Source organism: Paenibacillus dendritiformis, from assembly GCF_021654795.1.
Taxonomy (GTDB): domain Bacteria; phylum Bacillota; class Bacilli; order Paenibacillales; family Paenibacillaceae; genus Paenibacillus_B.
Genome location: NZ_AP025344.1, coordinates 1153779 through 1176193, shown reverse-complemented (window position 1 = coordinate 1176193; position 22415 = coordinate 1153779). Strand labels below are relative to the sequence as shown.

Sequence of the window (22415 nt, the reverse complement as noted above, 5' to 3'; positions counted from 1 at the left end):
TTTCCTCTATCGTACTAAAATTTATGATTGCTGTAAATGTATGCTTGTTCCCGCAAAAAGACGCTGCCTTTTCAAAATTAAAATATGTGACTTCCAGGCAAATGTCAACATGCATTCTCAGGAAATCGGGGGAAGCGCGGCATGGCGGGTTCCCGTCACACCCGGATCCGGCCCCCGATTACGGCGCCGGAATCCGCCACACGCCTTCCGGCGGAGTGGTCAGCTTCTCGAATCCGTCGTCCGTAATCAGATACGTGTTCTCGATGCCGACGACGCCTCGGCCGGGGAAGGTGAATTTCGGCTCGATCGCGATGACCATGCCGGGCTCAAGCGGCATCGTGAAGCCGCGTGCCAGCACGGGCCATTCATCCATCTCCATGCCGATGCCATGGCCGAGGAAGCTGACCTGATCGCTCCCGAAGCCCATGAAGTGCTCCGCCAAGCCGTACTGTTCGGCCAGCTTCAGCGCGCCGGCATACAGCGACTCGCACACCGTCCCCGGCTTCAGGCTCGCTTCGGCGGCCCGAAGGATGGCCTCGGACGAATCGTAGGCCCGCTCAAGCTCCTCATCCAGCTTGCCGATGACGAGCGTCCGGGTCTGGTCGATGACGTAGCCGTCGATGCAGCATCCGATATCGACGAGAACCGGTTCATTCTCCGCGATAACCTTCCGGCTGGAGCCTTGGGGGCTGGCCGGGGTCAAGCCGCGCCCGCCGGCCGGACCGTCGAAGTACGTCGGCTCCGCTCCCGCTTCGCCCGATGCGACCATCCCGGTAATAATCTCTTGGTTGTATCCGCGCATCCGGATAAATCCGACATGGCCCTGCATCCGGAACACATGCTCGATATGGGCGATAAGCTGGAGCTCCATCATGCCGGGACGAACGTACGCGGCCGCTTGCTCGAGCGCATGATGCGCGGCGCGAGCGGCCGTGCGGATGCGTTCGATCTCCCACGGCGATTTGACCATCCGCAGGCCGCGCAGCATCGCGGAGCCGTCGGTCCATGCCGCATCCGGCAGAACGGAGCGGAGACGCTCGAACAACTGCACCGGAAGCACGTCGTATTCCGTGGCAATGACCGGGCGTCCGGACCTGAACACCGCCGGGAAGCGCTCCTGCAGCAGCGTGCCGAAAGCGCGGAAGGAGCCGAGCGGCTCGACCGCCACCCCGGCTTCATGCCGGGCGCGCTCCAGACTGCGCTTGACGAAATAGACAGGCTCGCCCAGCTTCGGCACAAACAGATACCCGGTCTGCATCGATCCGGTAAAATAATAAAGCCCGACATTTTGCGTAATCAGACAGCCGTCCATGGTTCGTTCCTGCATCGCTGTCTGCAGCCGGGCAATTCGTCCTTCGATTTCTCGCTTCAATACGCCTTCCATCGATCTTGCTCCCTTCCTGCTTACTGAAAGCCCCCGTTCCCACGGAGGTTCCCGTCTTGCGCGAATGCTCCCGCGGAGGACGCAAAAAGCGCAAACCCCACCCGGTTTACGCGCCCGCTTTGCCTTCTATCCATTCTCGTTCCTGTGCGTGCAGCCCCGCGAACACGAATTCAATCTATGCCTCCGCCCAAGGTGCAGCCTCAGTCCCCCGCAGAATGCGCATCCGTTCCTCAATTAAGCTCATCATACCACGAACCCCAATTCAGCGCCAACGGACCCCCGGCGTGAAAAAGGAAGACGGCCTGTCCGAACATTATCGTCCGGCAAGCCGCCTCACCAATCATTTCCTATTTTATACAAAAGGATTATGCTCCTTCTCATACCCGATTGTGGTCACGGGACCATGCCCCGGATAGACGGTAACGTCATCCCCCAGCGGGAACAGCTTGCCGTGAATCGATTGGAGCAGCACGTTCATATCCCCGTCCCGGAGATCCGTCCGTCCCACTGACGTGCGGAAGAGAACGTCGCCCGAGAACAAGCGCTTCTCGTGGAGGAAGCTTACGCTGCCGGGAGAATGGCCCGGCGTATGCATAACCTGGAACGTATGGCCGATCAGTTCCAGCGTCTGTCCGTCCTGCAGCAGATGCTCGGCAGGCTTCATCGCCATCGGCGCGCAGACTTGGGGCCACATCTTCGAACCGTTCAGCTCGGGCGTCGTAAGCCAGTCAGCTTCCCGCTCATGAATATAGACCGGGCATCCGTGAGTTTCACGCACGGCGTCGACCCCGCCGATATGATCGAAATGCGCATGGGTCAGCAGGACGGCCGACACCTTCAAGCCTTGAATTCCTTGCAGCAGCGGCTCCGGGTTCATGCCGGGATCAATGACGAGCGCTTCCTTCGTCTCTTCGTTGATCAGCACGTAGGCATTGGTCTGAACCGGGCCGAGTGTATAGCTTTGAATGCGGAACATAGATGAACACCGCCTTTGCAAAAGTTGTTCGCGAAGTCGAACGCAAACATGGTATCCCTTTTTTAAAAGGTTGACTTGTCAAATATTAATGGATGTCAAAAGGAAGACAGCAGCTTTTTGAGCTCGCGCACGATGCGGGTCTGGTATCCCGTCCCTTCTCCGTACGTTTCCATCATTTGCTGCCTTACCACTTTCAGTTTGTCTTGATAGTCCGGCGCTTCCCGGTCCGGATTCTCCTGCTTGAAGCGGATCATATGCGCCTGCACATCGCTCGGGCGCGGACCCCACTGGCCGAGAACATGTCCGCCGGTATCGGCGAAGATGACAACCGGAACCGAACGGCCGCCCATCGTCAGGAACTGATCCATCGTCTCCGGGAATTGCTCCATAATCAGCACTTCCGTCTCGATCTGCGCCGCTTCCATCGCACGGAAGACGACCGGCACGTTGCGGACGACATCGCCGCACCAATCCGCCGCCAGGATAAGGCAGCGCAGGTCGTCGCGATATTGCAGCGACTCGAAGAAAGCTTTATCCTCTTCATCCGCCCATGCAAATTGGCCATACCAGGAGACGAAGGCCTCCTTGTTCTTTTGCATCCCGTCCACAAAGGCTTGGGGGCGAATTCCTTTTCCCATTACGCCGGCTACGCTTTTGGCCATCTTTATTTCCCCGCTTTCTTTTTGGAATACGTATATTTAATGACAACATACACGATTAACAGCGCCAGGGCAACGAGAATAAACGGCTTGACCCATTTGCCGGCCACGTCGTCAATCTGCTCCCATTTATCGCCCAGCACGAAGCCCAAGTAGACAAACAGAATCGTCCACGGGATGACCGCCAGCGTCGTCAGAAGCGTGAACCGCCACACATTCATTTTGGAAATGCCCGCCGGTATGGAGATGGCATGCCGTACAACCGGAACGAACCGGGCCGTAAAAATAACGCCTGTCCCATATTTCTGGAACCATTCTTCCGATTTCGCAATATGATGCGGCTTGATGAGAATGTATTTGCCGTACCGTTCGAGCACAGGTCTCCCCCCGTACCGGCCAATCCAATAGACGAACAGCTGGGCGACAACCCCGCCGATGACGCCGAAGACGACCGCTTCCGCAAAGGTAATCTCTTGAATCGAGACGAGAAAACCTCCGTAGGCAAGCACGATCTCGCTCGGAATCACCTCTATCATCAAGCCAAGCATAATTCCCCATTCTCCCAGTTGCTGCACCCAATGCAAAAGCTCAGTCACAATTTGATGCAAAAATTCCATGTCCCATCTCCTCTTTTTGCTACCAGTGTATTCTATTCTACGATGGGACATGACTCTGACGCAATCGCCCCCCAGGGCTCATGTTAGAACCCTATGCGGCATATACATATGGACTAGCTGGACAGCGTGGCCATTTTTCATTTTTTTTAAAAGATTTCCCGTACTACAAGCATTCCGAATCTATGTCGAGGAGGTTCACGTCTATGGCTAATTTCTGGGTTGTCACCCCCAAGCAATGGCGCGTCGGCTTGATCGCCATCGCCGCCATCATGGTCGGCGCCGCCTTCTGGCGGTACGAATCGATGCGGATGGAGCAAGCTGCGCAAGCCGCCCCCCAAGAGACCCGCATCCTGCATATGGTGACGGGCGAGTTCAAGTCCACCTTGGAGGACGGAACCGAGATCGAAGCGTATCAATTCGCCCCCGGCACGGTCAACGCGAATGAAGGAGAGCGCGTCGAGCTGCGTATCCGGGGCGTGAACGGGCACCGTCATGATTTCGTGATTGAAGGCCTCGATATCTCCGGCACCATCGAAAAAAACAAGGAAACGATCATCCGCTTCACCGCGAAGGAAGGGATTTACCGCATCGTCTGCAATACGCATGCCGATGCGGCCAGCAATGGCCCAATGATCGGGTACATCGTGGTCGACTAGCCGCGCGAGGTCTTTCTGGCAGCGGGCCCCCATCCTGCATATGGTATAACACAACCTGCTGGAAAGGGGCCAACGGCCATGAAGACACCGAGACAGCGCCACACCGCTGCCCTCCCTACCGCCCGGGGCATCCGCCGGGCATGCGGCAACGAGCTGTACCGCACGATCAAGCGCATGAATATTTGGATTCCGGAAGACAAACGAAAGGAAGGCGAAGAGCTCTATTACCGCAAAGTGATCGGCAATCTGATATGGATTCACGAGAATCACGCCAACCGCAAGAAGCTGTCAGACTGGTGGGATGAAGCTGTATGCGAGGAACTCGCCGCCCTATGGGAGGTCGATCCGAAGAAGCTCTCCGCCTGCTTCCGCCAAGCCTTCGGCGGCTAGGCAACTCGAACAGCCGGTCGCCCGATGCGAACCGGCTTGTTCCCTATGCGGATCAGAACATTTCCCCGAGCAGTTCGTACGATCGGAGCCGCGCAGCGAAGTCATACGTGACCGTCATCGCGATCACCTCGTCAATGCCGTACCGCTCCGCAAATGCCTCCAATTCCCGCTTCGCCTTACCCGGCCCGCCGACAATCATCCGGCTGCGATTGTACCGGATGCGTTCGCGGTCCCACTCCGTGTAAGGAAAGTCTGCCGCTTCCTCCGGAGACACGAACGTCGCCCTCGAATCCCCCCGATCGAGCAGCAGCAGCCTGAGATCGACGGAAGAGGCCAGCCGCTCCGCCTCCTCGTCCGTATCGGCGCAGATGACGATGATGCAGGCGTTCGCTCGCGGCCGGTCGCCAAGCGGCCCGGGACGGAACGCGTCATAATAAGCGCGGACGACCTCTTCTCCGCCCTCCCCGTTAATGAAGTGGGCGAACGAGAACGAAGCCCCCGTCTCCGCCGCCTTCCTTCCGCTGTAACCGCTCGATCCGAGCAGCCATACTTCCGGCGGCTGCTCGGGGATCGGCGTCGCCTTCAGACCGTGGAGCGGATGCTCTGCAGGAAGGTCATGGTTCAGGAAGCCGCCAAGATCCGAGAGCGCCCTGTCGAAGGTGGTCTCATAATCGGCAGGCCGTCCATAACGGAGGGCCCGCGTCGCGAGCGGCATTCCCCCCGGAGCGCGCCCGATGCCGAGATCAATCCGTCCGGGATAGAGCGATGCCAGCACGTGGAAATTTTCCGCCACCTTGTACGGACTGTAATGCGGAAGCAGCACGCCGCCGGAGCCAACCCGAATCCGCTTCGTCTGGGCCGCGATAGAGGCGATGAGCACTTCCGGCGAGGAACCGGCCAGCCCGGCCGCGTCGTGGTGCTCCGATACCCAATACCGGCTGAAGCCGAGCCGATCGGCATGCGCGGCCAGCTCCAGCGTATGCCGGAATGCGTCGGTCGCATTCTCCCCTGGCAGGATAGGGGACTGATCAAGAATTCCGATGTTCATGTCGCGGGCCTCCTTGCTCGTATGGAGCAGATCTATGCATTTGCTATGATTTCCATAGACGTTATAAGTTATATAGTAGCTTATTTCGGGTAAAAGAGGAAATCCGCCTCGAAGCGGGGAATGTTTTGTGAAGAGACATATGATAAAGGAGGACAAGCTGTGCGTAAAATGATCTGTCTGCACGGACTGGCGCCTGAGCAGGAAGCCAGTATTCGGGAAGCGGCGCCGGATTGGCATATAATCTTCGGCCGTCCGAAAGAGCTGGATCCGGCTGAATTCCGCGATGCCGAAGTGATACTCGGCTGGTGCGATGCCGCCCAGGAGACAGGATTGGCGTCCGGAAGCAAGCTTCGTTGGATCCAATTATGGTCATCCGGAGCCGATTATATGCCGTTCGAGAAGCTGAAGCAGCGGGAGGTTCTGCTGACCACCGCGAGCGGGGTCCATCCCGTCCCGATGGCCGAGACGGTGTTCGCCATGCTGCTCGCCTTCACGCGCGAGCTCCCGCGCGCGATTCGCAATCAGACGCGCCGCCATTGGGATAAGGCAGGCCGCTTCACCGAGCTGAACGGCCGCACGATGGCCGTAATCGGACTCGGCAGCATCGGCACCGAGATCGCCCGCCTGGCCCAAGCCTTCGGCATGCGCGTCATCGGCGTGCGCCGAACTGCTCGCCCGGCGGACCATGTCGATGCCGTCCATACGCTGGACAAGCTGGACGAGGCGCTTGCCGTGAGCGACGTCATCGTCAACGTGCTTCCGAAAACCACGGAGACGGAAGGCTTGTTCGACGAAGCCCGCTTCGCTGCCATGAAGCGGGGCGCCTTCTTCATGAACGTCGGACGCGGCGCATCGGTCCGCACCGATGCGCTCGTCCAGGCCCTGACGAAGGGCCGTCTGGCCGGCGCGGGCCTGGACGTGTTCGAGACCGAACCGCTTCCGGAAGATCATCCCCTCTGGGCGATGGACAACGTGATCATCACGCCCCATACCGGAGGGAATACCGACCGTCTGAAGGAAAAAGTCACGGCGTTATTCCTCGAAAATCTGGCGGCCTACCTCGACACGGGCTCCCCCGCCCGCAATCTCGTCGATTACGACCGCCAATACTGACGCGATAAAAACCGGAGGCGCCGCCCCCGGTTTTTTGGGGTGGGTATTTATATATTGGTCAATTCCATGCATGAATAGATATCAAACTCCGTCTCCCCCGTGAGCCGCATTGTCCCCGGATTTAAGATACACCACGTTTTTATCGGCATCCAATGCCGCTCTCACCACGGTGCCTTTATTTTCGATGAAGAAGCAGTAATCTTTATATAAGCTGTCCCATTTCACTTCAGATTTGGAAATGTCGATATTGAATAATTTCTTGGCAATCGGAGCGACCTTTTCTTTGGCCTCTTTTTCCGTAATCACTTTATTTGTCGTGACTTGTTTGCGGGCATGATGATAAAAGTTGGTTGCCTTTCCGGTCTTTGCTTCTACATAAACCATAGCATTGCCGTCCTCAAGGACCCATGAATTCCCTCTATCCCCGGTATATACGAGAGCAGCCTCGGTCACGTCGAAATCATGATCTAAAGCCGTTTTCACCGCTTCGGCCGCCGTTTTCAATAATTTCAAATCAAGCTCCTTCTTGTCAAATTTAATATTGGCCCCGTACAGACGTTTATCTTGCGGCCACGTATCCAGACTTACAGTAAAGTCTTTCCCTCTCAACTGATATGTGATATGCTCTGTAAGCTTTTCATTTTTATCATCATAGTTCGTGTACATGACCACTTCTTTATCAAATTGGTATGTCTTCTTTGAATACATCCCTTTCAAAATTTTCAGGATCTCATCTTTATCCTTTTTGCCGATTTTATCGATTGTCGTATCTCCGCTTACACCCCATATTCTTCCTGATTTATGTTCGAAGTAAGCTCGATAGCTTCCGTCTTCAGATTTGACTTCTACCACCGTTCTTGGTTCATTATCAAACTCGCCAACCTCCTGCAGCTTTATCTCTTTTCCCGCGAACTGTTTTACCGCTTTTTGCAGCTTGGGAAGCAGCTTCTTGTCGATAGGAACCTTCTTACTGTCCGATTGCTGCTCTTGCTGTGTCTCCTGCGCTGCCTCCGCGCCCGCAGGTATCGGGCCCGCCAATGCGGTCAGCATGCCGGATGCGATCAAGGTTGCGACGATAGCTTTTTTCAAGTTCATGATAAAGCCTCCTCTTCCAAATATCTCATTCATCACTTCAAACTGTAAACAGACTTACAGACTTAAGATTCGCGCCGTAGTCGCCAATGACTTCTTAGGCCCCAGGAGCCGCAGCGCTCCCGGCTTTTATATACACCACTTTTTTATTGGAATCCAACGCCGCTCTCACACTCGTGCCACTCTTTTTGGTGAAGTAATAGTCTTTTTCCAGGTTGTCCCATTTCACGTTATATCCATTAAGATCGATGTTGAACAATTTCTTTGCTAACGGAGCAACCGCTTCTTTTGCCTCTTTTTCTGAAATTCCTTTATTATCCCGTACTTTTATTCCGAGCTCATTGATTACGCTATTTATTTTTCCTGACTTGGGATCCGCGTAAATCCTAACCTTGTCGTCCCGAAGCACCCACTTTAATTCTGGTTTTTGACCTTTTTTCGACACATGTGGACTAAAAAAAGCCTCAAGCTGACCCTGCTTCATTTCAAATTTATGATTAAAAGCTGTTTTAGCGGCATCTGTCGCCGCTTTAAACAATTTCGGATCAAGCTCATTCTTATCGAAATCAATCGTTATATAACTGAGGCTATCTCCCCCAATGACCCAATTTTTGTTCAGGCTAGCGGAAAAATCTTTTCCTCGCAAGGTGTACGTTATCTCATCTCTCACCTCTGCCTTCTCATCGGTATACTGATGAGTCACCTTAACTTCATTATCAAATACGTAGTCCTTCTTCGCATATAATCCTTTCAAAGCCTTCAGAACTTCTTCTTGATCCTGCTTGCTGATCTGTTCAAGCGTGGCGGTTTGGCCGCCTACGGTCCAGATAGTCCCTGTATCGATGTCATATTGCGCAAAATATTTCCCATCTACAGATCGCACTTCTGCAACATAAGGCGAATAAATGCCAAGCTTGCCTGCCTTCTGCAATTCAACGTCTTTCCCGGCAAATAACTTTACCGCTTTATTCAACTTTTCAGTAAACTTCGGATCCACTTGAACTGTCCAGCGATCCTCTTGCCGCTTCTCCTGCACTGCCTCCGCGCCCGCAGGTATCGGGCCCGCCAATGCGGCCAGCATGCCGGATGCGATCAAAGTTGCGACGATAGTTTTTTTCAAGCTCATGATAAAATCCTCCCTTGTCATTTCTGTCATATATGCTCACTCCTATAACCCTAATGAATAGATTGGAAAAAACCAACAAAACATTCTATTAAAAATAGTTAAGAAAACGTATTTATCAATAAGGAAGTATTAAGAAATCAGGAAAGTGTATTTTCATGTTCTGAGTACACGGGAGAGTGGATCAAAGGGCTTTACCGGACCTATTTCGAGCTCGGCACGTCCCATGCCCAAAAAATACGACCGGCCGATAATCCCCTCCTGCGCTGGCAGGCGGGATTATCGCCGGTCGCTGTTGAAGCCGAGCAGCGGCACGATGGCCATGTACGCGCGCCTGGCCTCCTCGGTCATCGCAAAATGCTTGTCATTGGCGGCATTCGGCATCGATGCGACGCGCTGTACCTCGGCTTCATAGCGATGGTACAAGTCTTCGGCAGCCGCCGCCAATATTTTGGCCTTGCCGCGGTCGCCGGCAATCGCGGCGTGGCGGGCCTGGTCGGCCAGCCGTTCAATCGCTTCCGTTCGCAGGTCGCGGTCGAACGGGGCGCAGGCGATGGCCTCCCGCCAATAGCCGGCCTCCTCCGCCGCCCGGCCGAGGCCGCTGCTGGCCAAGGCAAGCTCGCGGTAGAGCGCGAAGCCGCTCCGTTCATAGCGGCGGCCTTCCGCGAGCAGGGCGAGGGCCTCTTCCGGCGGCAAGGTCCGCGACACCGCGATGCGAAGCCAGGTGTCGGCCGGCGTCAGCTTCAGCGCCAGCATGCCGTCGGCGTCCGCAAGCGGCTGGGCTGCGGCGTGCACCGCCGCCAGCAAGCCTGCGGCGCCCAGCGGCAGCGCCAGCAGAAGCGATGCCGTGCGGCCGATGCGCAGGAGCGGCCTTCCATGACCCGGCTCGCCCGCGCCTGCCGCAAGCGCCAGCATGGTCAGGAGCAGCAGCGCGAAGAAGCCGAAGGCCATGTCGAAGTCGACCGCGCTGTGCAGCAGTAGCACGGACGCGGCCATGGCCAGCCCCTTATGACGGCGCCAAGCCGTGTAGAGCGCCGCCGCGGCGAGCATGAGCGCGGGCGCCGTTCCGATGACGCCGACGTCGAGCAGCAGATCGAAGAAGCTGCTGTGGACTTCCTTGCCGACATAGGGCTCGCTCTGGATGCGCGCGAACTGCTGCCTCCAGGCATCGCCGCCGGCGCCGAACCACGGGTGCTCCCGCCACAATGTCAGCGCATCGCGGTAGAATTGCGCCCGCGCGCCTGCGGTCGCATAATGATCCGTTATCCGCTCCGATGCCCCCTGCGGCATCAGCAGCAGGCCGAGGAATGCAGGTGCCGCCGCAATCAAAAACGAGCATCCGAGTCCGAGCCGCCGGGAATGCCGGAGACGGTGAAGCAGCGCTTCTCCCCCCAATGATCCGGCCCAAGCCGCGGCCACGGCCAACGGAATCATAGCGCGATGATCGGCCCACAAGGAAGCGGCGAACGCGGCCCCGGCGAATCCCCAGGCGGCCATACGGGCGGTTAGCGCGATAGAAGCGCGCCGTTTTTTGTGCAAAAATAACACCCAGGCAACCCATACTAACGCGACAACCAGCCACGAACCCCGGGACTCCGTCAGCAGCAGGACGGCCATGTGAGGAAGGACGGGAAGCAGCGCCGCCATACGCGCCCGGAAGCCGGAGGCGGCCTGCACCAGGTCAAGCTGAAGGAGCAGAAAAGCGCCCGTTACCGCACCGAGGGTGTTCGGATATTGCAGGAAGCCGCCCAGGCGGAATCCCCAAGCGGAAATTTCGGCGTTGTCGCTGATCATGACGCCGGCTTCATAAGGAAGCCATCCGCCCAGCATCAGGAGCGCGCCCAGGCTGTGGATGACGCCAACGACGAGGAGCGCTTGCAGTCCTTTGTTCCACGCGGAGTCAGGGCCGCGCCCTCCAAAAAACACGGATATCGCCACTGTCCACCCGGTGTACATCGCATAGCGGATGATCTGCATGTGAGTGCCGTGGACGCTCGCCGGGTCGAGGAAGCGGACAATCCCATAAGCGATCAGGAGAACGAGCGGCAGCAGGATGGCCGCGGATAGAATGGGACGCTTCATCCGAAGGAGCGCGACAGCCGCCGCACAGATCAGAACGGAGAGGACAACCGTCTCTCCGTTGTAGAACAAGCCGTTCAGCCACAGCGCGAGCAACAGGATGCCTGCGGCCGCACCGGCAGCCGCCGCGGTCCATTCTCCGTTCCGTACGCTTTTATCATTCATGCGTTCTTCTCCACCTATCACTCTATCTGTCTTTATTATTGTTCTCATAATAGCAAAAGGCCAACCCTAAGAGGTTAGCCTGTATGATTCTGACGCGTTTTCCGCTGTTAAGATGGAAGCAGCGACAGGACGACTTTCGCATTGAAATAAGTGTTATTGTACATCATTAACCATCGGTGCGCATCCATAATATCCAGCCCGTTATTTTCGTGGTCACGGTCGATTTGCTCCAACTGGCTCCGCACGACATCGATGCCGATAAGATGCACGACTCTGTCCAGAGCAACAGTGGAAGAATCCACTAAATAAAGTCCGTAAGTGCCTGCCTGCAAGGCTGGAACGCTTTGGTTCTGCCCCTTGATCTCATCGATCGCAAATTCGAGCGCTCCGTCCGAATCCGCAGCCCGCGCTTTCCCCTCATCAACCAGGCCCTGCAGTTCTGTCTCGCCAGGCGTCGTGGTCTTGAGCGGAGCGAGCACGTATGTCCCTTGAGGGATCTGGGTAAACCGAATCATGTTGCGCGTCTCCGGGTAGGTCCCGGCAATGCCAACCTCCTCGGAGCGCCAAGCTTTGAACTTGAGCACGCCGGCAGCCTTCCCGTTCCGGCCGTCATCGGCGCGAATCGTCAACGCGAACTCCTGCTCGATAGGGGACGTAACGGTCAACATATCCTCACTAACGGATGCCGTGACCCCATTTACCGGATCTATCGTGTAATATAGCTTATCATCATCCGCATCCGTAAAAACCTTCATATCATTCAGATTGAAGGTGTATTCCTTTCCTTCAATCAGGGTCATATCCGGCTGCGGCTGAAAGACGGGATCCCAGTTCGTCGAGACGTCGAAGAAGTAGGAAGCGGTGTAGCCGTTTAAATCGGTTGCCTTGATCGTAATTCTGGTATCACCTGTATTACCTGTATAAATTAAAGTAAAATAGCTTCTACTTGGGCTTGAAAAGTCCGAGCCAAGACCAAAAACTCCGTTACTGTCATGAAGTTCAAATGACCCGGCTTCCCATTTTATATTACCTGAAAATAAACTGCTCAGATCTATTGTCTTCGTTTGATATAAGCTGCTGTTAATTAATTTAAAATAACTGTCCTCTTCTTGATTAATTCGAACACGCGGCGCTATCCCGCCGGAATCGACCGTAACCGTGAACTTATGTATGAGCTCGACGTTTTGGGCGGTGGTCCATTTGTATTCGACGGTGGTCGTGCCATAGGTTTTGCCTGTAATCGCATACTGTCCCAGAACCGGATCGACCGAGACTTCCGCCACTGACGGGTCGAGGTTGACGGTCTGGGTGTAGGTTGCTTCCGTGACGCTCACCGGAGTCGGAACATAGGCCGGATCCGCCTTCAACTCCACATCGTAGGAATCGATCTGCTTCGACGGGAATACCGTTCCGGCTTCTGCAGTTCCGGGAAGAAGAAATAACATGAGGCCGAATACAGCTAGTCCGCAGCAAGATAAGAAATACCGTAAAGATGATATTTTCAAATTGCTTCTCCTCTCTTCAAAAAGGATATAGTGCCGACATGTTATCTATACATTTTGCTTCTTATCCACATAAGCCGTGATCTGTTCGCGCAGGATAAAGGCGCGCAGGGAGCGGAGGGCGGCTTCGTCGAGGCCTTCCAGGCTGGCTCCGTACATCATCCCTTCGGGATGGCGGGATCGGTGCACAATCTCAAGGCTGCAGGGCAAGGTGAAGCCCAAATGAAGCTCCGCTTCGACCCGCATGCCTTCGCGCAGCGGCTTGCCCTCGGCCATCGTGAAGCCTACGCCGGTCAAGCTGATATCGACCAGGTGTATCGGGGTTCCGCTCTGAGCGGAGCTCCGGTTCTCCTGGGGCGAGGCTTCCGAACGGATGAAGCCATGCTTGCGGATGATGACCCGCGGCGACTCGCGCTTGTCCGTAAACCGCTGCTGCTGCTGAGGCGGATGGATGAGCAGCAGGGAGCCCTCGTTCCGGGCGATAATTTTGGTGAAAAAGTTGACGATGCCCATTCCGGAATAGATCGTAACTTTGACTTGCTCCCCCAATTCGAAGTGTTCGAATTGCGGCAATTCAATATCGATCAAATCGCCTTCCATATAAGATAACATACCCGTTGCCACGCAGCCACTGCCTTCGATCACAGTTCGGCAGTTCAACATGGCTCCCGATAATAAACCCGGGCTGTCCATCGTGTATGCCTGATTCCCCATCTAAAAAAACCTCCTCATGTCTCTCGCGCCAGGGTGTAATATCGGTCCGCTTGCCGTACAGCAGCCCCGTTGGCCGCCTCGCCGGCATCCGGCAATTCCTGTATCCAGAGATTCAAAAATGTGCATAGTCCGAATTACCTACTATACTTTATCGACGATTCGCACGTAAATGTGAATAGCTTCTTATTTCGAAGGACTTAGGAACTAAGCGTCAGAACGAGGCCATCGAGTGCGGAGATCGAAAAAGAACCCTGCGGGCGGCAAGGTTCTCGTCCTATTCCGTCTGGTATGAGGTTACATGGAGACGGGCTCGAATCGTCCGTCCATCGGCACATCCGCCGGCCGGGGAAGACCGGGTTCATTCAATCGCCTCCAGATCGGCGCGGCCGTCGGCCAGCTCTTCGCGAGGCAGGCCGCCCTGATCCAGCGCTTCATCCGGGCATTCCGCGAGGCGTTCATAGAAGCGTACGCCCTGTCGCTTGCGCTGCTCCGCTTCCTCCGGCCGGCCCGCGGCCTGCCGCACCCAGCGGAACAGCGCATCTTCTGCTTCGGCATAGCGGCCTTCCCGTTCGAGCCAAGCCCACAGACGTTCAAGCAGCTCGTCCGGCATCCGGTAGCTCTTCAGCTCCCGCAACAAGCCTTCCGTCGTCTCCATAACGGGAAGCAGCCGCCGATCGCTGCCGTGGAGCATCGCTTCGAGCAGAAGTTGCAGGCTTTTGAAGGAACGCCGCACATACTGGTCCTCGATGAAGACATCATCGGGTCCCGAACGGGCGGCGTCACTGACCGGCATCTCATGACGTTCCGCGAGCTCCTTCTCCCGCTCCAGCTTCGCCCGTTCATGGAGCAGGATCGCGAAAGCTTGAAGCTCATCGGCATGCAGCCGTCCCTTGGTCCGGAACAAGTGAATCAGATCCTCTCCGGTCAACCGATCGGACAGCCCGCCGTTGATGCGGAACCGCTCCCGCATCAGTTCGTCCCATTCGAACAGCAGCTCCGTCCGTTTTTTCTGCTGCCGCAGATTCATCGCTTTGCCGATCAGGTCGGTCATTTCCTGCACCAGCCGCAGCAAATAATCTTTTCGATACATAAATCCACCTCTTTGCCGAAGAAGATAAGGCCCTGCCCAACCTGTCGGATTTGCCCCGATACTATCCGTGCGCGGGAAGTGATCGATTTTTGCTAGCAGTCTAGGCTGTCCAAAAATTACATCCAGTATAACGCACAAAGAGCGCTGTCCACAAGGATGCAGCACTCCCGTTCTCACAAGGGCCTGTCTGTCATTGGGCCGCCTGTCATGCGTATGCTTTGTCCACGAAGGAACGAATCGCCGCCGCCAGCTTCTCCGGCGCCTCCATCATGCCCATATGGCCGACTCCTTCCAGGGTGACAGACTCGATATGGTCTCCCGCCGCGGTAAATACGTTCTCCGGCGCGACAATCCGATCCTTCTCCCCGGCCACGAGCAGCACCGGAAGCGCGGCCGCCTGCAGAACCGCCGTGCGGTCGGGCCGTTCCCGCATCGCGAGCACCGCGCCGATCGCGCCTTGAGGCGGCGTGGCGTAGCCAATCTCCTTCGCCTTGTCCATAGCTTCCGCAGGGCCGGTGTCCTCGGCGAACAGCTTCGGCACGAGATCGTCCACGACCGGAACGATGCCATGCCGCCCGAGCGCTTCTACGGTGGCAAGCCGCTTCTCCTTGCCCTCGTCCGTGTCCGGCTTCCCGGTCGAGTGGATCAGCCCGAATCCCTTCAAGCGGCAGGCATGCCGCTGCGCGAACGACAGCGTAATATACCCTCCCAACGAATGGCCCAGGAGCACGAATTGCTCCAGGCCGAGCGCATCGGCCAAGTGCAGCACATCGTCCGCCATCTGTTCGATCGTGTAGGGACCGACAGGCGCATCCGATTTGCCGTGGCCTCTCAGGTCCGGGGTAATGACACGGCAGCTTCCCGCCAGCAGCGGCGCCAGATCCGCCCAGTACCGGGAGCTGCCGCAGAACCCGTGCAGCAGCACAACGGCCGGTCCCTGCCCCTGCTCCTCCATATGCATGCTGAATTGTGGATGAACCGCGATCCTTGGCATAGCTATCTCCTCTTTTCTGTATGCGCCGCGCATCGTATGCACGCCGTTGTATATTATGAATGCTTGTCACAAAGTGCAAAAAAAATTCAAAATTTCCTACAGATGGATTCTATGAAACGACTTTTCTACATAGATATAGAATAATATTACACGAAATGAATACCGCTGAATCAGCACCTTCTATGGCGCAGTGTCTGCACCAGTATTTGTTGTCCGGCCGCGAGAGGAGGTGATCATCATGGAAGGGTTCGAAATGTTCTTCGCCACGAGTGCGTTTGTGCTTGGCCTGGTTCAGCTCATCATTAAGCTGACGGACCGGCAGGATAAAAAATGATCCGTTCATGCCAGAAACGGATCACACATAGGGGTTCACGCGATCAGTGCCAAAGAGTCGGATGTCGGGTCCGGCTCTTTTATCTGTATCCGAACCTGTCGAATGGGATGCCTCTTCAGGCCCACGACATCATTCATATGGGAAAAAGACCTTTTTTATTCCTCACGATATCCTGGGAAAGATTGTAAAATGGCATCCGCCAATTCATGCGCCATCTTCATCACGAAGCGGAGAGATGTTGTCTGCAGGGTCCAATACGGCTTCGGCCCGTTCGTATTGACAACCGCGGCGATGCTGTATCGGCCTACGGCGGGGAGCGCCATCCCAACCGACTCCGCGGGAAGCAGCGGCTGATTGCCGACCAGATAATAGCCTACCGTCGAAGGATGGCCAAGGCAGGCGTCGATCGCAATGGTGATCAGATTCTCCGGCAATCCGGCGAGCCTCGCCTCCAGATTGGACGAATCGCAAGGCTCGTCCAGGCAGCCGATCACATTCGTCCATCCGTTCTCCCGCAGCCTGGTTCCCACCAGCGGGCCAAGCGCGTCCCCCGTGGAACGGTCGGTCCCGATACAGATGAACATGATCGGCTCGGACGGATGCGCGGCGGATACCGCTTGCAAAAAACCGGATAGCTGGGCGCCCGCCATCTTCTGCCGCCGCTCCGCGGGCCGGGGATCCAGGGGCGTAAAGAAATTGAGCTGCATCGGTTGCGTACTCCTTTTCATTTCATGATGCCTTATTGTACTTCACATTTCGAGCCGTGCCAAGCCTGTCCCGCCGCCAAGCCGGCGCGGGGCGCATCCCGGGAGTTCGTTCAGTTTGGGCCGCATTCGTGATACAATACGAGCAGGTTGCTCACAACCGTTCGAGGAGGAATAGCATGATTACCAATGAAAAAACGCAGCAGAACGTGGAATTGATGATCGAGGCGATCAAGGGGCGCCTGAAGATGGCGACGGCCGCCGCCATGCAGCCCTCCGCCTTCTCCGTGGAGCAGTACGACGATATTAAGGAAGTATACGATATCGTCATGAGCAAGTCATCGTACAGCATCAGCGAAATGGAGGCGCTTGTCTCCGAACTCGGCCGTCTGCGCCGGAACTGAGTTCCGGCCCTTGACCGGGCCGGCGAGCCGGCAGCCGGTCAAGGGCGGAATAAAGTGTCTAGACCGTGCGAAGCAGCGCGGCGAGACTCGACAGCCGCTCGGGATCGATCGGCGACAGCGCCCGCGTTCCCTGCCTTACATTCGATCCGAAATGAACATGGCGGACGCCCGTCTCCTGTATGAATCCGCCGACCGACTCCACCGTAAGCCCGCTGCCGGCCAATATCGCCAGCGACGAGCCTTCCGTTCGCCGGACCATCTCGGCGATCACCCCGGCCGCCTGCAGGGCGCTCGGCTGTCCGCCAGAGGTCAACACACTCGTAATCTGAGGATACCCGAGCAGCACGTCCAGCGCTTCATAGATATCCCTTGTCTCGTCCACGGCCCGATGGAAAGTCATCGGCAGGCCGTCGGCGGCCTCCAGCACCCGCTCCAGGGCCTCCTTGTCTATCGTTCCTTCCGGCGTCAACGCCCCAAATACGATCGCGTTCGCTCCGGCAGAGCGGATAAGCCGGACATCGGCCACAATCGTCCGCATGTCATCCGCATTATAAATAAAAGAACGGCTGTGCGGCCGAATCATGACGTTAACCGGAATATCGACCGCCTCCACTGCCTCGTGAACCAAGCCAAGGCTTGGCGTCAGCCCGCCTTCACTAATGGCGGTAATCAACTCGATCCGATCCGCCCCGTTCCGGGCTGCCGTCACGACCTCTTCCCGTGTCGTCCCTATCACTTCCAGCAGCACTTGCTTCATCTCCATCACCCTGCCTCTCTCCATGTTGCGTCCTCGTCTTCGGCGCGGCCCTCTACGTTCCCGGCTTCAGCGTGAAGACGGCCCGTTGTTCCCCGACCTGACGGCCGTTGTCATTGAGAATCGCCGCCGGTATCCGGGTGCGAAGGCGCTCGACCGTCTCCTGGCGCTCGTACCCGATCTGCTCCAGAATGGAGGCGGTCACCAAGGCCCACTCTTCATCCGAGCCGTCCGCGATCTTGAAGGCGAAGCCGAGCCGCTCCTTGGTCAGCGCGAAGGCGAAGATGCCTTTGAACCCGCCCTTGGCGATGATGTTGTCATCCTCCATCAGCAGCGTATCGACCCGATCCGTGCCCCCGACCAGGAACGGATAGCGCTGCATCGCGCGTCGAACGCGCGCCGCGGCTTCCCTCGTGGCGGCGTCCCCGATCAGGTCGGGACAGGCCAGCTTAAGGTAGGCGGTCGCCAAGCCGGTCAGCGGAATGCCGTATACCGGAAATCCGCACCCGTCCGTCCCTTGAATCATCGCCGCCTCCGGCACTTCCGACATGTAGCTGATCATGTCTCTCATCTGGCGCTGGGCCGGATGCGCCGGATCGGCATACGACCCCATATCCATGCCGGCCATCTTGCTCCAGGCGAGCACGCCGAAATGCTTGCCGGCGCAGTTGTGGTACATGCGCCGCCGGTCTCCGCCCTGGCGAAGCAGCGCTTCCCTCGACTCCTCATGAAGCGGCAGGGAAGGGCTGCAGATCAAGGCCTCGTCGTGAAGCCCGCAATGCTCCATCACATGCTCCAACGTATCGATATGCGCCGCTTCTCCCCGGTGCGAGGCGGTCATCAGGGCCAGATCCCGGTCCTCGAGCCGGAAATGCTCGAGCATGCCGCTTCGCACGACCGGAATCGCCTGCAGCGGCTTGGCCGCCGAACGCAGAAACATCGGACGGTCCGTATCTCCTGCAGCATAACGGATGCGGCCATGTTCGTCCACGCCGCAGATCGCTCCCCGGTGCTCGCATTCCAGCCACCCGTTGCGCGTTTCTTCGATCAGTCGTTCATTCATCTTCGGTCTTCCTTTCCTCGTAGCCACTTCCTAGATTATATCCCTTTCCGAAGCCGATGCCTATCGGTCTATTTGCATTCCATAGAAGCTTTGTGATATTCATATAATGGGGCTCTTTCCTGTATTCGGTCTATTTATATTCACAGAGCCTCAGGCGAGAGCATGTGCTCGCCCGCCTGTGTGCCGCGTTAGGAGAAATCATGACATCCATTAATCAACATTCAAGCAACAAATCAGCCGCCCCCTCCCCGCAAGAAACGGCGATGTTCACATTAAGCCTATTATGGGGCGGCCTAGCCGTTCTGATTCTGATCGTGCTGCTTTTTGTGCTGGTTCGGGGCGTCCTCGCGGACAGCTTTCAGCAATTTGACGCCGCCGTCACCGAGACGGTGAGGCTTGGGGCCTCGCCGGGACTGACCAAGGCTGTAGCTTTGTTCACCGATCTCGCTTCCAGCCATGGCATCATCCCCATCTCCCTGCTGTGCGCAGGCATTTGCGCCTGGGGGTTCAAGCGGCGTTGGGACGCGCTTGGCTTGCTGGCCGCGCTTGGCGGAAGCTATACGCTGAACCTGATCATCAAGAACCTGATCCAGCGTACCAGACCTTCCTGGGAGCACTGGGTGGTCGAATCCGGGTACAGCTTCCCGAGCGGGCACTCCATGGCTGCGATCGCGTTCTATGGCATGATCGGGTATCTTCTCTGGCTGCATCGCAAGGAACGCGGGCAGCCTGCCGCCTATATTCTCGTGCTGACCGGGCTGCTCGTCCTGGCTATCGGGTTGAGCCGGATCTATCTGGGCGTCCATTATGCTACGGATGTGATCGCCGGCTTCTGCGCAGGAGGCGTCTGGCTTACCACCTGCATTTACGCGCTGCAATGGATCCGCCGCAAGCGCCGTGCGTAATTGGGGGATCAAATTTCGGCACAGCCTGTTTCAAAAGCGGTAAATCGGTGTAATCGTATGGTAGATAGCAACGAATGACGTACAAGGAGATGATGATAGTGAGTGAAAATAATAACAATTCCAACGCATTTTTGAAAGGCGCCATCTTTGGCGGACTTCTCGGAGCGGCGGCGGCCCTGCTGCTGGCACCGAAGTCGGGCCGGGAACTCCGTTCCGATTTGTGCGACACGGCGCAGAAGGTAAGCGAGAAGACGAAGGATATCGCCTGCGATCTCGGCGCGAAGACCGCCGATGCCGTCAAGTCGGTCGGCAGCAAGGCCGAGGCGGTCGTCAACAGCATGAAGGATGCGTCCCAGCAGGTAGCGGCCGGCGTGAAGGACGCCGCTTCGGAAGCGAAGGCGCAGTTGAAGGAAGCTTCCGCCGATGTGGCCGATGAGGTGGCCAGTCAATTGAACTCCAACTGACGGGAGGAATGGGGATGACGCCGATACCTCCGGTCTCCGCTCAGGCCGAAGCCGTGCGCAAATTATTTTTGCGGCACGGCTTCACCGGCATTCAATGCTGCGAGCAGGAAGTGTTCGTGCTGGGGCTGGTCAATGTGGCGCTGGACACAGAGCGGGCAAGCCATATGTTCACCGTTCCGGCCATCAAGCTGGCGAACGGCGCGCTGCAGATCGAAGCCCGCTTGGCCGGCTTCGCGAGCAATGCGCCTGTGCCGGAAGCGATACAAGCCAGGGCGTGGACAATCCTGGCGAAGCTGTGCGCCCAGCTTGAGCGCAAGCTAAGCGTTCCTCGCCTGGAGCCTTCCGATTCCGATGCGGAATTGCTCCAAGCTGTCGCTCCGGGCGAAGCTGAGCCAAGACAGGCCCAAGCCATGACGGATTGAGTGTAATGGGCCGTTCGAGCATCGGGGCTGGCAACCGACGAAGCACGCCTCCAGGGCGTGCTTCCTTGCGTCTGCGCCATAACGCGCAAGACAGCAAAACATAGACGCAATGAAGATGCTTGCCCCCTCGGGTAAGCATCTTCATTGCGTCTATGCGTCATAACGGGAGGAGAGAATATGCCGGAGCTTGTCCGTGGCTCTGCGTTGAATCCGCGAGACGCTCATCTGGGATACCCCGAGCCGTTCGGCTGCCGCTCGCTGGGACAGCCCTTCCCCGAAGACCAGGGCAAGCACCTGCCGCTCTTCCGCTTTAAGCGCTGCCATCGCATCGCTCAGATCCATCCGGCGCTCGACGGCTTCGTAATCGTCGCTGTCCGAGCTGATCAGCTCCCCCAGCGTCGCGGCGCTCTCTTCCTGCGACAATGGCGTGTCCAGCGACACATAGTGATAGCATTCCCGGCCCGCCAATACCTCGACAGTCTCCTCCACGGATAATTCCAGCCGCTCCGCAATCTCCTCCACGTTCGGGGAACGTTCCAGCTGAACGGTCAATTCGTCGATCGTCTGCTGAACGAGAGCCCCCTTCTCCTTGATTCGGCGCGGCACTTGAATATACCACGACTTGTCCCGGAGGAAATTTTTCATATGGCCGATCATGCTCTTCATCGCATAAGCTTCGAAGGGCACGCCCAGGGATCTGTCAAATTGCTGCAACAGACGGATCAATGCCATATTGCCGACCTGCATCAGGTCTTCGTACAAATCGGGACGGTTGCGCGAAATTTTGCCGGCGGCCATCTTGACCATGGGCTCGTACTTTTGGATGAGGATGGTGGCGATATCGTTGTCCTGCGTCTCCTGATAAGCGCTGATGAGTTGAACCGCGTCTTCGGCTGTTCCATGCCGGGAGGCCGCGCTCATATCAGTTCCCCACTTTTCAAAAGTCGCTTGCGCATTTTGACAACGGTGCCTCGTCCCTCCATGCTCATCACTTCCACATCATCCATCAGCGCCTGCATCAGGTAGAACCCGAGCCCCCCGGCTTCTACCTCGTCCAGGCTCTTGTCATGCAACCCGCGCAACCCGATCGTCTTGCTGTCCGCATCGAAGCTGCCGCCCTCGTCCTTGACCATGATGCCAATCTCGTCAGGCCCCTCCTCGAAGATGATTTCGACCATCCCCTGCGCCGTTCGGTAAGCGTATAAGACCGCGTTGTTGCAGGCCTCGGAGATGGCGACCTTCATATCCTCGATCTCCTCGTAAGAGAAGCCGATGCGGCTTGCAATGCCGTACAGCGTCAGACGGGCCAGATCGACATAAGCCGCTTGCGCAGGCAGAATTAATTTGATTTGCTTCCGCTCTCTGTCATTTGCCATAAGTCATTCCCTTTCATATTCCAATAAATTTATGCATTCGGTGTCAGAAACTTGGAGATCCCCGTCATATCGAACAGCTTCTGAATCTGCTGGGGCACATGAACGATACGGAACTGCGCCTGCTGCTCCTTCCGAAGCTTCAGCACGGAGATGAGAATTCCGATTCCCGTGCTGTCGATATAGGTAAGCTTCTCCAAGTCCAGCGTCAAATCCAGCGCAGGGTCATTGACTATCGGCTCCAGCAGGCTGCGGAACTCCCCCGCGGCTGCCAGGTCAAGATCCCCTTGCAAGTACGCTGTCGCTTGTTGTCCAGCTTGCTGCGTCGTTACTTTGAATTTATTGCCGTTCATAGCTTCCTCTCCTAACTTACGACTTCTTGGTTCTAAC

Annotated in this window: 25 protein-coding genes; 7 read left to right on the top strand and 18 right to left on the bottom strand. The window is 56.9% G+C overall.

The genetic code is table 11. From position 1 onward, the window contains the following. Positions 1-178: 178 nt before the first annotated feature. The 4 genes from L6439_RS05065 to uptA all read right to left on the bottom strand — a co-directional run bounded on the left by L6439_RS05065 (position 179) and on the right by uptA (position 3636). Positions 179-1384, bottom strand: a complete 1206-nt coding sequence (locus tag L6439_RS05065; protein ID WP_168181602.1) for a M24 family metallopeptidase — start codon at positions 1382-1384, stop codon at positions 179-181. Between the two features lie 352 nt (positions 1385-1736). Next, on the bottom strand, positions 1737-2360 hold the full coding sequence (locus L6439_RS05060) for an MBL fold metallo-hydrolase (protein WP_168181603.1): 624 nt from the start codon (positions 2358-2360) through the stop codon (positions 1737-1739). 95 nt (positions 2361-2455) lie between these two features. Then, the gene (locus L6439_RS05055) at positions 2456-3022 is read right to left on the bottom strand and encodes a thioredoxin family protein (protein ID WP_168181604.1); all 567 of its coding nucleotides are present in this window, start codon (positions 3020-3022) and stop codon (positions 2456-2458) included. Positions 3023-3024: 2 nt separating this feature from the next. Further along, complete coding sequence (uptA, locus tag L6439_RS05050; protein ID WP_168181605.1) at positions 3025-3636, bottom strand: undecaprenyl phosphate transporter UptA; 612 nt, start codon at positions 3634-3636, stop codon at positions 3025-3027. 203 nt (positions 3637-3839) lie between these two features. On the opposite strand from uptA, the gene L6439_RS05045 reads away from it, so the two are divergent. Continuing rightward, complete coding sequence (locus L6439_RS05045; protein ID WP_168181606.1) at positions 3840-4292, top strand: cupredoxin domain-containing protein; 453 nt, start codon at positions 3840-3842, stop codon at positions 4290-4292. A 78-nt stretch (positions 4293-4370) separates the two neighbouring features. Further along, a complete protein-coding gene (locus tag L6439_RS05040) occupies positions 4371-4682 on the top strand; it encodes a dehydrogenase (RefSeq protein WP_168181607.1) in 312 nt (103 codons plus the stop codon). Between the two features lie 52 nt (positions 4683-4734). Here L6439_RS05040 and L6439_RS05035 read toward each other — a convergent pair whose 3' ends face one another. Then, a complete protein-coding gene (locus tag L6439_RS05035) occupies positions 4735-5730 on the bottom strand; it encodes an LLM class flavin-dependent oxidoreductase (protein WP_168181608.1) in 996 nt (331 codons plus the stop codon). Between the two features lie 168 nt (positions 5731-5898). Here L6439_RS05035 and L6439_RS05030 point away from each other — a divergent pair, with 168 nt between their 5' ends. After that, positions 5899-6843, top strand: a complete 945-nt coding sequence (locus tag L6439_RS05030; RefSeq protein ID WP_172878865.1) for a D-2-hydroxyacid dehydrogenase — start codon at positions 5899-5901, stop codon at positions 6841-6843. A gap of 81 nt (positions 6844-6924) precedes the next feature. On the opposite strand, the gene L6439_RS05025 is transcribed toward L6439_RS05030, so the two are convergent. The 8 genes from L6439_RS05025 to yyaC all read right to left on the bottom strand — a co-directional run bounded on the left by L6439_RS05025 (position 6925) and on the right by yyaC (position 16643). Continuing rightward, positions 6925-7938, bottom strand: coding sequence for a hypothetical protein (locus tag L6439_RS05025; protein ID WP_213471474.1), 1014 nt, complete (start codon positions 7936-7938; stop codon positions 6925-6927). Positions 7939-8032: 94 nt separating this feature from the next. Next, positions 8033-9091, bottom strand: a complete 1059-nt coding sequence (locus L6439_RS05020) for a hypothetical protein (protein ID WP_306434376.1) — start codon at positions 9089-9091, stop codon at positions 8033-8035. Positions 9092-9337: 246 nt separating this feature from the next. Next, entirely contained in the window at positions 9338-11302 is a 1965-nt protein-coding gene (locus L6439_RS05015) for an O-antigen ligase family protein (protein ID WP_213471473.1), read from the bottom strand. 107 nt (positions 11303-11409) lie between these two features. Then, positions 11410-12807, bottom strand: coding sequence for a glycerol-3-phosphate responsive antiterminator (locus L6439_RS05010; protein ID WP_237096751.1), 1398 nt, complete (start codon positions 12805-12807; stop codon positions 11410-11412). Between the two features lie 45 nt (positions 12808-12852). Then, positions 12853-13518, bottom strand: a complete 666-nt coding sequence (locus L6439_RS05005) for a flagellar brake protein (RefSeq protein WP_168181612.1) — start codon at positions 13516-13518, stop codon at positions 12853-12855. Positions 13519-13876: 358 nt separating this feature from the next. Continuing rightward, complete coding sequence (locus L6439_RS05000; RefSeq protein WP_168181613.1) at positions 13877-14608, bottom strand: DUF6483 family protein; 732 nt, start codon at positions 14606-14608, stop codon at positions 13877-13879. Positions 14609-14813: 205 nt separating this feature from the next. After that, on the bottom strand, positions 14814-15602 hold the full coding sequence (locus L6439_RS04995) for an alpha/beta fold hydrolase (RefSeq protein WP_168181614.1): 789 nt from the start codon (positions 15600-15602) through the stop codon (positions 14814-14816). Between the two features lie 489 nt (positions 15603-16091). Next, entirely contained in the window at positions 16092-16643 is a 552-nt protein-coding gene (yyaC, locus tag L6439_RS04990) for a spore protease YyaC (RefSeq protein WP_168181615.1), read from the bottom strand. 176 nt (positions 16644-16819) lie between these two features. Here yyaC and L6439_RS04985 point away from each other — a divergent pair, with 176 nt between their 5' ends. Continuing rightward, the gene (locus L6439_RS04985) at positions 16820-17044 is read left to right on the top strand and encodes a DUF1128 domain-containing protein (protein WP_168181616.1); all 225 of its coding nucleotides are present in this window, start codon (positions 16820-16822) and stop codon (positions 17042-17044) included. 58 nt (positions 17045-17102) lie between these two features. Here the strand turns inward: L6439_RS04985 and L6439_RS04980 are convergent, their stop codons facing one another. Both L6439_RS04980 and L6439_RS04975 read right to left on the bottom strand, forming a co-directional pair. Next, complete coding sequence (locus L6439_RS04980) at positions 17103-17825, bottom strand: copper homeostasis protein CutC (RefSeq protein ID WP_237096750.1); 723 nt, start codon at positions 17823-17825, stop codon at positions 17103-17105. Between the two features lie 28 nt (positions 17826-17853). Beyond that, positions 17854-18861 (bottom strand): asparaginase, encoded by a 1008-nt coding sequence (locus L6439_RS04975; RefSeq protein WP_168181617.1) that lies wholly within the window; start codon positions 18859-18861, stop codon positions 17854-17856. A 200-nt stretch (positions 18862-19061) separates the two neighbouring features. On the opposite strand from L6439_RS04975, the gene L6439_RS04970 reads away from it, so the two are divergent. From L6439_RS04970 to L6439_RS04960, 3 genes are all read left to right on the top strand, one after another. After that, on the top strand, positions 19062-19766 hold the full coding sequence (locus L6439_RS04970; protein ID WP_213471472.1) for a phosphatase PAP2 family protein: 705 nt from the start codon (positions 19062-19064) through the stop codon (positions 19764-19766). A gap of 92 nt (positions 19767-19858) precedes the next feature. Further along, positions 19859-20230, top strand: a complete 372-nt coding sequence (locus tag L6439_RS04965) for a YtxH domain-containing protein (protein WP_237096893.1) — start codon at positions 19859-19861, stop codon at positions 20228-20230. A gap of 14 nt (positions 20231-20244) precedes the next feature. Then, complete coding sequence (locus L6439_RS04960) at positions 20245-20652, top strand: hypothetical protein (protein ID WP_168181620.1); 408 nt, start codon at positions 20245-20247, stop codon at positions 20650-20652. Positions 20653-20802: 150 nt separating this feature from the next. Here L6439_RS04960 and L6439_RS04955 read toward each other — a convergent pair whose 3' ends face one another. The 3 genes from L6439_RS04955 to L6439_RS04945 are packed head-to-tail and all read right to left on the bottom strand — an operon-like array spanning position 20803 to position 22378. Beyond that, positions 20803-21573: a sigma-70 family RNA polymerase sigma factor gene (locus L6439_RS04955; RefSeq protein WP_168181624.1), complete on the bottom strand. Its 771-nt coding sequence runs from the start codon at positions 21571-21573 to the stop codon at positions 20803-20805. Further along, a complete protein-coding gene (rsbW, locus tag L6439_RS04950) occupies positions 21570-22028 on the bottom strand; it encodes an anti-sigma B factor RsbW (RefSeq protein WP_213471470.1) in 459 nt (152 codons plus the stop codon). The genes L6439_RS04955 and rsbW overlap by 4 nt, the downstream gene beginning before the upstream one ends. Before the next feature lie 29 nt (positions 22029-22057). Next, positions 22058-22378, bottom strand: a complete 321-nt coding sequence (locus L6439_RS04945; protein WP_168181626.1) for an STAS domain-containing protein — start codon at positions 22376-22378, stop codon at positions 22058-22060. Between the last annotated feature and the right edge of the window lie 37 nt (positions 22379-22415).

What these genes read in the sequence shown, in the direction of transcription:
- L6439_RS05065 (WP_168181602.1), bottom strand. Translation starts at nt 1,384, where the DNA reads ATGGAAGGCGTATTGAAGCGAGAAATCGAAGGACGAATTGCCCGGCTG.
- L6439_RS05060 (WP_168181603.1), bottom strand. Translation starts at nt 2,360, where the DNA reads ATGTTCCGCATTCAAAGCTATACACTCGGCCCGGTTCAGACCAATGCC.
- L6439_RS05055 (WP_168181604.1), bottom strand. Translation starts at nt 3,022, where the DNA reads ATGGCCAAAAGCGTAGCCGGCGTAATGGGAAAAGGAATTCGCCCCCAA.
- uptA (WP_168181605.1), bottom strand. Translation starts at nt 3,636, where the DNA reads ATGGAATTTTTGCATCAAATTGTGACTGAGCTTTTGCATTGGGTGCAG.
- L6439_RS05045 (WP_168181606.1), top strand. Translation starts at nt 3,840, where the DNA reads ATGGCTAATTTCTGGGTTGTCACCCCCAAGCAATGGCGCGTCGGCTTG.
- L6439_RS05040 (WP_168181607.1), top strand. Translation starts at nt 4,371, where the DNA reads ATGAAGACACCGAGACAGCGCCACACCGCTGCCCTCCCTACCGCCCGG.
- L6439_RS05035 (WP_168181608.1), bottom strand. Translation starts at nt 5,730, where the DNA reads ATGAACATCGGAATTCTTGATCAGTCCCCTATCCTGCCAGGGGAGAAT.
- L6439_RS05030 (WP_172878865.1), top strand. Translation starts at nt 5,899, where the DNA reads ATGATCTGTCTGCACGGACTGGCGCCTGAGCAGGAAGCCAGTATTCGG.
- L6439_RS05025 (WP_213471474.1), bottom strand. Translation starts at nt 7,938, where the DNA reads ATGAACTTGAAAAAAGCTATCGTCGCAACCTTGATCGCATCCGGCATG.
- L6439_RS05020 (WP_306434376.1), bottom strand. Translation starts at nt 9,091, where the DNA reads ATGACAGAAATGACAAGGGAGGATTTTATCATGAGCTTGAAAAAAACT.
- L6439_RS05015 (WP_213471473.1), bottom strand. Translation starts at nt 11,302, where the DNA reads ATGAATGATAAAAGCGTACGGAACGGAGAATGGACCGCGGCGGCTGCC.
- L6439_RS05005 (WP_168181612.1), bottom strand. Translation starts at nt 13,518, where the DNA reads ATGGGGAATCAGGCATACACGATGGACAGCCCGGGTTTATTATCGGGA.
- L6439_RS05000 (WP_168181613.1), bottom strand. Translation starts at nt 14,608, where the DNA reads ATGTATCGAAAAGATTATTTGCTGCGGCTGGTGCAGGAAATGACCGAC.
- L6439_RS04995 (WP_168181614.1), bottom strand. Translation starts at nt 15,602, where the DNA reads ATGCCAAGGATCGCGGTTCATCCACAATTCAGCATGCATATGGAGGAG.
- yyaC (WP_168181615.1), bottom strand. Translation starts at nt 16,643, where the DNA reads ATGCAGCTCAATTTCTTTACGCCCCTGGATCCCCGGCCCGCGGAGCGG.
- L6439_RS04985 (WP_168181616.1), top strand. Translation starts at nt 16,820, where the DNA reads ATGATTACCAATGAAAAAACGCAGCAGAACGTGGAATTGATGATCGAG.
- L6439_RS04980 (WP_237096750.1), bottom strand. Translation starts at nt 17,825, where the DNA reads ATGGAGAGAGGCAGGGTGATGGAGATGAAGCAAGTGCTGCTGGAAGTG.
- L6439_RS04975 (WP_168181617.1), bottom strand. Translation starts at nt 18,861, where the DNA reads ATGAATGAACGACTGATCGAAGAAACGCGCAACGGGTGGCTGGAATGC.
- L6439_RS04970 (WP_213471472.1), top strand. Translation starts at nt 19,062, where the DNA reads ATGACATCCATTAATCAACATTCAAGCAACAAATCAGCCGCCCCCTCC.
- L6439_RS04965 (WP_237096893.1), top strand. Translation starts at nt 19,859, where the DNA reads ATGATAGTGAGTGAAAATAATAACAATTCCAACGCATTTTTGAAAGGC.
- L6439_RS04960 (WP_168181620.1), top strand. Translation starts at nt 20,245, where the DNA reads ATGACGCCGATACCTCCGGTCTCCGCTCAGGCCGAAGCCGTGCGCAAA.
- L6439_RS04955 (WP_168181624.1), bottom strand. Translation starts at nt 21,573, where the DNA reads ATGAGCGCGGCCTCCCGGCATGGAACAGCCGAAGACGCGGTTCAACTC.
- rsbW (WP_213471470.1), bottom strand. Translation starts at nt 22,028, where the DNA reads ATGGCAAATGACAGAGAGCGGAAGCAAATCAAATTAATTCTGCCTGCG.
- L6439_RS04945 (WP_168181626.1), bottom strand. Translation starts at nt 22,378, where the DNA reads ATGAACGGCAATAAATTCAAAGTAACGACGCAGCAAGCTGGACAACAA.